This is a genomic window from Homoserinimonas sp. (genome assembly GCF_056262345.1).
On record NZ_JBACFR010000184.1, the window covers coordinates 1 to 6277 of the forward strand.

Annotated in this window: 8 protein-coding genes; 7 read left to right on the plus strand and 1 reads right to left on the minus strand. The window is 65.3% G+C overall.

Features of this window, described 5'->3' with window-relative positions:
* Positions 1-902, plus strand: a 902-nt coding sequence (locus tag AC062T_RS09265) for a dolichyl-phosphate-mannose--protein mannosyltransferase (protein ID WP_476029381.1), incomplete at its 5' end; no start/stop codon positions are given.
* A 23-nt stretch (positions 903-925) separates the two neighbouring features.
* Here the strand turns inward: AC062T_RS09265 and AC062T_RS09270 are convergent.
* On the minus strand, positions 926-1498 hold the full coding sequence (locus AC062T_RS09270) for a hypothetical protein (RefSeq protein ID WP_476029383.1): 573 nt from the start codon (positions 1496-1498) through the stop codon (positions 926-928).
* Positions 1499-1596: 98 nt separating this feature from the next.
* On the opposite strand from AC062T_RS09270, the gene AC062T_RS09275 reads away from it, so the two are divergent.
* The 6 genes from AC062T_RS09275 (at position 1597) to AC062T_RS09300 (ending at position 6254) form a co-directional block, all read left to right on the plus strand.
* Complete coding sequence (locus tag AC062T_RS09275) at positions 1597-2922, plus strand: O-acetylhomoserine aminocarboxypropyltransferase/cysteine synthase family protein (RefSeq protein WP_476029385.1); 1326 nt, start codon at positions 1597-1599, stop codon at positions 2920-2922.
* On the plus strand, positions 2922-3503 hold the full coding sequence (locus AC062T_RS09280) for a CoA-binding protein (RefSeq protein WP_476029387.1): 582 nt from the start codon (positions 2922-2924) through the stop codon (positions 3501-3503). The genes AC062T_RS09275 and AC062T_RS09280 overlap by 1 nt, the downstream gene beginning before the upstream one ends.
* A gap of 205 nt (positions 3504-3708) precedes the next feature.
* Complete coding sequence (locus tag AC062T_RS09285; RefSeq protein WP_476029389.1) at positions 3709-4128, plus strand: ferritin family protein; 420 nt, start codon at positions 3709-3711, stop codon at positions 4126-4128.
* Positions 4125-4967 carry a family 1 encapsulin nanocompartment shell protein gene (locus tag AC062T_RS09290; RefSeq protein WP_108517528.1) on the plus strand — a complete coding sequence of 281 codons (843 nt, stop codon included), beginning with the start codon at positions 4125-4127 and terminating at the stop codon, positions 4965-4967. Before AC062T_RS09285 ends, AC062T_RS09290 begins: the two co-directional genes overlap by 4 nt.
* A 25-nt stretch (positions 4968-4992) precedes the next feature.
* Positions 4993-5652, plus strand: coding sequence for an MBL fold metallo-hydrolase (locus AC062T_RS09295; protein ID WP_476029390.1), 660 nt, complete (start codon positions 4993-4995; stop codon positions 5650-5652).
* 95 nt (positions 5653-5747) lie between these two features.
* On the plus strand, positions 5748-6254 hold the full coding sequence (locus AC062T_RS09300; RefSeq protein WP_476029392.1) for an SRPBCC family protein: 507 nt from the start codon (positions 5748-5750) through the stop codon (positions 6252-6254).
* Positions 6255-6277: the final 23 nt, after the last annotated feature.

The window sequence follows — 6277 nt, forward strand, 5'->3', positions numbered from 1 at the left end:
GGCTCATGGCCGCCGGCCTCGCCTTCGGCCTGGCGACTGCGGTCAAATGGAGCGGCCTCTACTTTCTCGCCATCTTCGCCGTCTATACGCTCGTCGTCGACGCGCTCGCCCGGCGCAGGGCCGGCATCCCGTTCTGGTTCAGCGGCACCGTCTTCAAGCAGGGGCCAGCGAGCTTTCTGCTCACGGTGCCCCTCGCCGCCGTGGCCTACGTCGCGAGCTGGGCCGGATGGTTTCGCACCGACGGTGGCTATTACCGACACTGGGCCGAGACCCCCGGCAATGCGTGGACCGGTGCTCTCTCGTGGGTTCCCCTCGATTGGCAGAGCTGGTGGCACTACCAGGTCTCTGCCTACAACTTTCATATCGGCCTCGGCACCGAGCACGGGTGGGAATCCCCCGCCTGGCAATGGCTGCTTCTGCTGCGACCGACCGCGCTCTATCGACTCACCGCCGAGAACGGTGAATCAGGATGCACCGTCGACCGGTGCGAGCAATTCATCACCACGCTGCCTAACCCCCTGCTGTGGTTTCTCGGCATCGCCGCTCTGGTTTACCTGGTCGTGCGCCTCATCCGTCACCCGCGCAGCTGGCGAGCGGGCCTCATCCTGGTCGGAGTCGCCGCCGGGTACCTGCCGTGGCTGATCTACCCCGAACGCACGATGTTCCAGTTCTATGCGATCGCGTTTGTTCCTTTTGTGATCTTGGCGCTCACCTTTGCCCTGGGGGCGATCGCCGGGGGCCCCACAGCCGACCCCGAGCGGCGCGCCCGCGGTGTGCGCATAGTCGGCACGATTCTCGTACTGATCGTGCTCGTGAGCGCGTTCTATTACCCCTTGTGGGCGGGCATCCAGCTGCCGGAGCCCTTTATTAGGAGCCACTACTGGATGCCGGGCTGGCGATAGCCCCAGCGCGTTATCCCGGCGCGTTATCCCGGCAAGAGGGTGTCGTAATAGGCACCGGCGTCGGAGAGCTTGCCAAAAACCGTAGCGACCAGCGGCCCCACGATAGACGCCAGCACTGCGCCCGCAATAATGCCCAGGTGGATCCAGAGCGGTCGGTAAGAGAGGGTGTTGCTGGCATAGAGCAGCTTCGCACGGCGCGCCAGATAGACCATGGGCACGACGGCCCGCCACGGCGAAGCCGTCTGATCATGACCGTCGGCCAGGAGCATCCGCTCGTCGATGCGAGCAAGCACCACCGACGCCGCTGTCGCGAGCCCCACCATGGCGTAGACCATCCACCACTTCAGGCCGCCTGAGGTCAGGAGCGCGGCAGCAATCACGAACCACCCTGCGGGAATTGCCACGAGAAGCCGAATGGCGGGGTTACTCACGGCGGGTCTCTGAGGGATCACGAGGGGCGCCCGCTCGGTGGGGTGACTCGACACGGGCACATTCGACATGATCGGGCTCGTGCGCACGTAGTCGGCCCACGCGGGTTCGGTGTAGTGCGCATCGGTCACACGCACCGCATCGACCTCGTCGTCCGCGTCATCCACAGGCGCCCCCTTGCGTTTCGCGTCACTCTAGTGCGGCACCCCCGCAACCCGGCGTAACGCGGCACAGGCGGCATGGCAGACTCAGATAATCTGTGCCCATGGCTGAACGCGACACGACCGACCGGGACTGGGGATTCAAGACCCGGGCCATCCACGCAGGCAACATTCCTGATGCGGTGAGCGGCGCACGAGCCCTCCCGATCTACCAGTCGACAGCGTTCGTCTTCGACAACAGTGCGGATGCTGCGGCTCGGTTCGCGCTGCAGAAGTACGGCAACATTTACAGCCGCGTATCTAACCCGACCGTCGCGTCGTTCGAGGAACGCGTCGCGAGCCTCGAGGGCGGCCTCGGCGCCGTCGCCACCGCGAGTGGGCTCGGCGCACAGTTCATCACCTTCGCTTCGCTCGCCGGCGCCGGGGACCACATCGTCGCATCCGCGAACCTCTATGGCGGTTCGATCACGCAGCTTGACGTGACGTTGCGCCGCTTCGGGGTCGAGACCACCTTCGTGCAGAGCGCCGACCCGGCTGACTACGCCGCGGCGATCACCGACAAGACCAAGGCCATCTTCGCCGAGACTGTCGCCAACCCGTCGGGCGAGATCGCCGACCTTGAGGGTCTGGCCGCCGTTGCTCACGCGCACGACATCCCCCTCGTGATCGACTCGACCGTCGCGACCCCCTACCTGTGCCGCCCGATCGAGTGGGGTGCCGACATCGTCACCCACTCGGCCACCAAGTTCCTCGGCGGGCACGGCACGACCCTCGGCGGCGTTGTCGTCGAGTCAGGCCGCTTCGACTGGTCGAACCACCGCTTTCCGCTGTTCGACGAGCCGGTTCCCCACTACGGCGGGCTCAACTGGTACGGCAACTTCGGCGAGTACGCCTTCCTCACCCGGCTGCGCTCCGAGCAGCTGCGCGACATCGGCCCCGTGCTCTCAGCGACCTCGGCTGCGGCCCTCGCGCAGGGCATTGAAACGCTCCCGTACCGCATCCAGGCGCACGTCGACAATGCTCGTGCCGTGGCCGAATGGCTGCGCGATGACCCCCGCATCGAATACGTGAACTGGGCAGGGCTCGAGGGGCACCCGCACCACGACCGCGCGAAGAAGTACCTGGGCGGCAACCCCGGTTCGGTCTTCGGATTCGGTGTGCGTTCATCAGGAACAGCGGGCGGCCGCGCGATAGGCCAGAAGGTCATCGAGTCGGTTGAGCTCGCGAGCCACGTCGCCAACATCGGTGACGCCAAGACCCTTGTTATTCACCCCGCATCGACAACGCACGCGCAGCTCACCGAGCAGCAGCTCATCGACGGAGGTGTTGGTGCCGGCCTCATCCGCATTAGCGTTGGTATCGAGGATGTCGACGACATCATCTACGACCTCGACCAGGCGATCGACGCAGCACTGAAGGGAGCCGAGTGATGTCAGAAGTCACCACGGAAGCAACCGAGACGGTTCAGCTGGCCAACGGCCTGAGCTGCAGCATCCCGGCCTCCTCCCCGCTCGCCAAGCTGCTCAAGTCGCAGCGCACGTGGACCGGCCCGACCGCCAAGGAGCGCCTCGGCATTCTGCGCCGCGCCAAGTCGATCGCGATCGTTGGAGCCTCGCCCAACGCGGCTCGCTCGAGCTACTTCGTGGGCACCTACCTGCTGCAGTCGAGCAACTACCGCGTGTATTTCGTCAACCCCAACGCAGACGAGATTCTCGGCCACAAGGCCTACCCCGACCTGGCATCGCTACCCGAGGTTCCCGACATTGTGGATGTCTTTCGCAAGGCCAGCGACATCCCCGCCGTCATCGACGATGTGCTCGCGGTCGGCGCGAAGGCCGTCTGGGTGCAGCTCGGCATCTACAACGAAGAGGCCGCCTACTACGGCGAGAAGAACGGCCTCACCGTCGTGATGGACCGCTGCATCAAGGTGGAGCACGCCCGATTCCACGGCGGCCTGCACCTGCTCGGCTTCGACACCGGCGTGATCAGCTCGCGCAAGGCAATCGCGTAACACTCTCGCTCGGGCATCCCGCGACTCGGCGCGCCCGATAACCGCTCCCCGCGCCCGAACTATGAGGCGCGGGGAGCGGTTTTTATGCGCGGCGAGCGCGAAGCCCGCCCGTTTCCGTGAGGTCCCGCAGAGCTTGGGCGGTCCCCTTTGCCCGCTCAGCCTTGCGGCGTAGGGTCAATGAACTCTCATCCCTGAGGAGTTCACCATGGGAACTGATCAGTATCACGAGCCTCCCGAAGAGTTGTCGCCGCAGACGAGAACGTTCGCCCGCATGTGCGCGAACCTCAAAGAGGAGGCGGAGGCGATCGGCTGGTACGAGCAGAGGATCTCGATCGAGCCCGATGCTGCCAGCCGGGCCATCATGATCAACTCGCTCACAGAAGAGTTCAAGCACTTCAGCATGGAGCTGGAATTTCTCCTGCGGGCGACCCCGGTCTGGCGCGAGATCGCCCAGGGCATCCTCTTTCGCGACGGCGACATCGTCGCCAACGGAGAGGCGGCCGAGGATGCGGCTGCGTCCGCCGCCAGCAGCAGGAGTGCGGGGCAACCCTCGCTCGGAATCGGCAGCCTGAAGTCTGCCGCCAAGGTTTCGAAGAAATCTGCCTCGAAGGGGGCATCATCATGACTCTCGGACATCTGCTTCGCCGCCATGCCCCCATCTCACGCCCTGGCTGGCGCATGCTCGATCAGGAGGCACGGGATCGTTTGGTCGCTGCCCTCGGCGCACGAAAGCTGGTCGATTTTGCCGGCCCGCTGGGGTGGAAGCACTCGGCGAGCGTCGTCGGGCGCACAACCCCGATCGCCGAGATGCCGGTCGATGGATTGACCGCAAAGCTGCGCAGGGTGCTGCCGCTCACCGAGGTCCGCGCCGACTTCGAAATGTCTCGCGACGAGCTGCAGAACTTCGACCGCGGAGCAGTCGACACCGATGTCGACGCCCTTGCGGATGCGGCACTGAGGCTGGCGTCGCTCGAGAACGCGGCCGTTTTTCACGGCTGGGATGGCGCCGGCATCACGGGGATCACGCAGGCGACCCCGCACTCCCCTGTGCCCAGGGTCGCCGACTTTAACGACTACCCCAAGCGTGTTGCCAAAGCGGTCGAAACGCTGCTGAGTTCGGGCGTCAGCGGCCCCTACGGGCTGGCCGTGGCTCCAGAAACCTACACGTCGATTGTCGAAACAGAAGAGGAGGGCGGCTACCCGCTCTTCGACCACGTGCGGCAGATTCTGGGCGGCCCCATCGTGTGGACCCCCGGGGTGGAGGGCGGCGTTGTCGTGAGTCTGCGCGGAGGCGACTTTTTATTCGAGTCCGGCGAGGACCTGGCGATTGGCTTCTCCGGCTACACGACGGATGCCGTGCAGCTCTACCTCGAAGAAACCTTCAGCTTTAGGGTGGCCACGCCCGAAGCGGCGATCGCGTTGGCGGCCGACGGCCAGCACTCCGAACTACTCACGGTGCACTAGCCCCCGGGCTGGTTAGGCTCACTCTATGGCTCTCGTGCATGACCTCGACGACGTTGTTATTCGCAGCATCCCCGTCTCGGCGATGAACAACAATGTGTACCTCATCACCTCAAAGAAGACGGGCATCCAGGTGCTGATTGATGCTGCGGATGATGTGGAGGCGATCGAGCGGATGCTCACAGAATCGATCGAAGACAGCCTTGAGCCGACGCGGTTGGCGCTGATTGCCACGACCCATCGACACCCCGACCACATTCGCGCTCTCGCGGAGTTGGCGGAACGCACCGATGCCCTCATTGGCGCTGGCGAGGTGGACGCCGATGCCATCGAAGAGGCGACGGGTGCGAGCGTTGACGTGCGGTTTGAGCATGGCGATGTGGCACGGTTCGAAGGCTTCGATCTGACGGCGGTCCATCTGCGCGGCCACACTCCCGGGTCAATCGCCTACGTGTACGACGACCCTTCTGGGGTATCGCACATCTTTAGCGGGGACAGCCTCTTCCCGGGAGGGGTGGGCAATACCGACCGCGACCCGGCGAGATTCGCGAGCCTGATCGACGATGTCGAGGAGCGACTCTTCGACGTTTACCCGGATGAGTCGCATGTGCATCCCGGCCATGGCGATGCCACGACGCTGGGCGAGGAACGGCCCAATCTCGCCGAATGGCGGGAGCGGGGCTGGTAGCGCTCCCCTACGGCGCCGGGGCTAGGAAAAATTGAGCATTGCCCGCAGCTGCTTCGTGCGCCAAACTGGCGTGACCCGAACCGCCAGGAGCCTTTGTGAAGAAGATCCGCACTGTCGCTGTCGACCGTGACCCCGCATCCGTATTCGCCTTTCTCTGCCGCATGGAGAACGAAGCCCTGTGGCGAAGCCCTGCGGTAGAGAGCAGCTATGAGGGCCCAGGGGGCAATTACGCCGCGATGGAGCCCGTCGTCGGATTGAGCGGATGGACCCGCGCCGAGCTGGCCGGGCGCACGATCAGGCTGCGGTGGAAGATCGCTGCAGTCGAGGCGGGTGAGTACCTCGCCTGGCGATTCGATGGGCAGCCTTGGCAGGGCGGCGGCAGCTACCGCATCGAACCCTGCGGCACGGGGTCCAAGATCACGGCGGCCCTCGTGATTCGCGGGCGGGGAGCGGCAGCCGCGCTCGAACCATTGCTCGCCCTGCGTCTGGGCCGGGGGCTCCACGCCGATCTTGACCGCCTCGTCGACGTGCTCAGCGGCGGTCCGAGGCGCAGGCAAACGCCCGTGGCGCAGATGACACAGGATGCCCTGCCCTCAGCCTGAGAATGCGGGCCGCAAGCTCAGAG

Coding starts and splice junctions, on each gene's coding strand:
- AC062T_RS09295 (WP_476029390.1), top strand. CDS start 4,993: ATGGCTCTCGTGCATGACCTCGACGACGTTGTTATTCGCAGCATCCCC.
- AC062T_RS09275 (WP_476029385.1), top strand. CDS start 1,597: ATGGCTGAACGCGACACGACCGACCGGGACTGGGGATTCAAGACCCGG.
- AC062T_RS09280 (WP_476029387.1), top strand. CDS start 2,922: ATGTCAGAAGTCACCACGGAAGCAACCGAGACGGTTCAGCTGGCCAAC.
- AC062T_RS09285 (WP_476029389.1), top strand. CDS start 3,709: ATGGGAACTGATCAGTATCACGAGCCTCCCGAAGAGTTGTCGCCGCAG.
- AC062T_RS09290 (WP_108517528.1), top strand. CDS start 4,125: ATGACTCTCGGACATCTGCTTCGCCGCCATGCCCCCATCTCACGCCCT.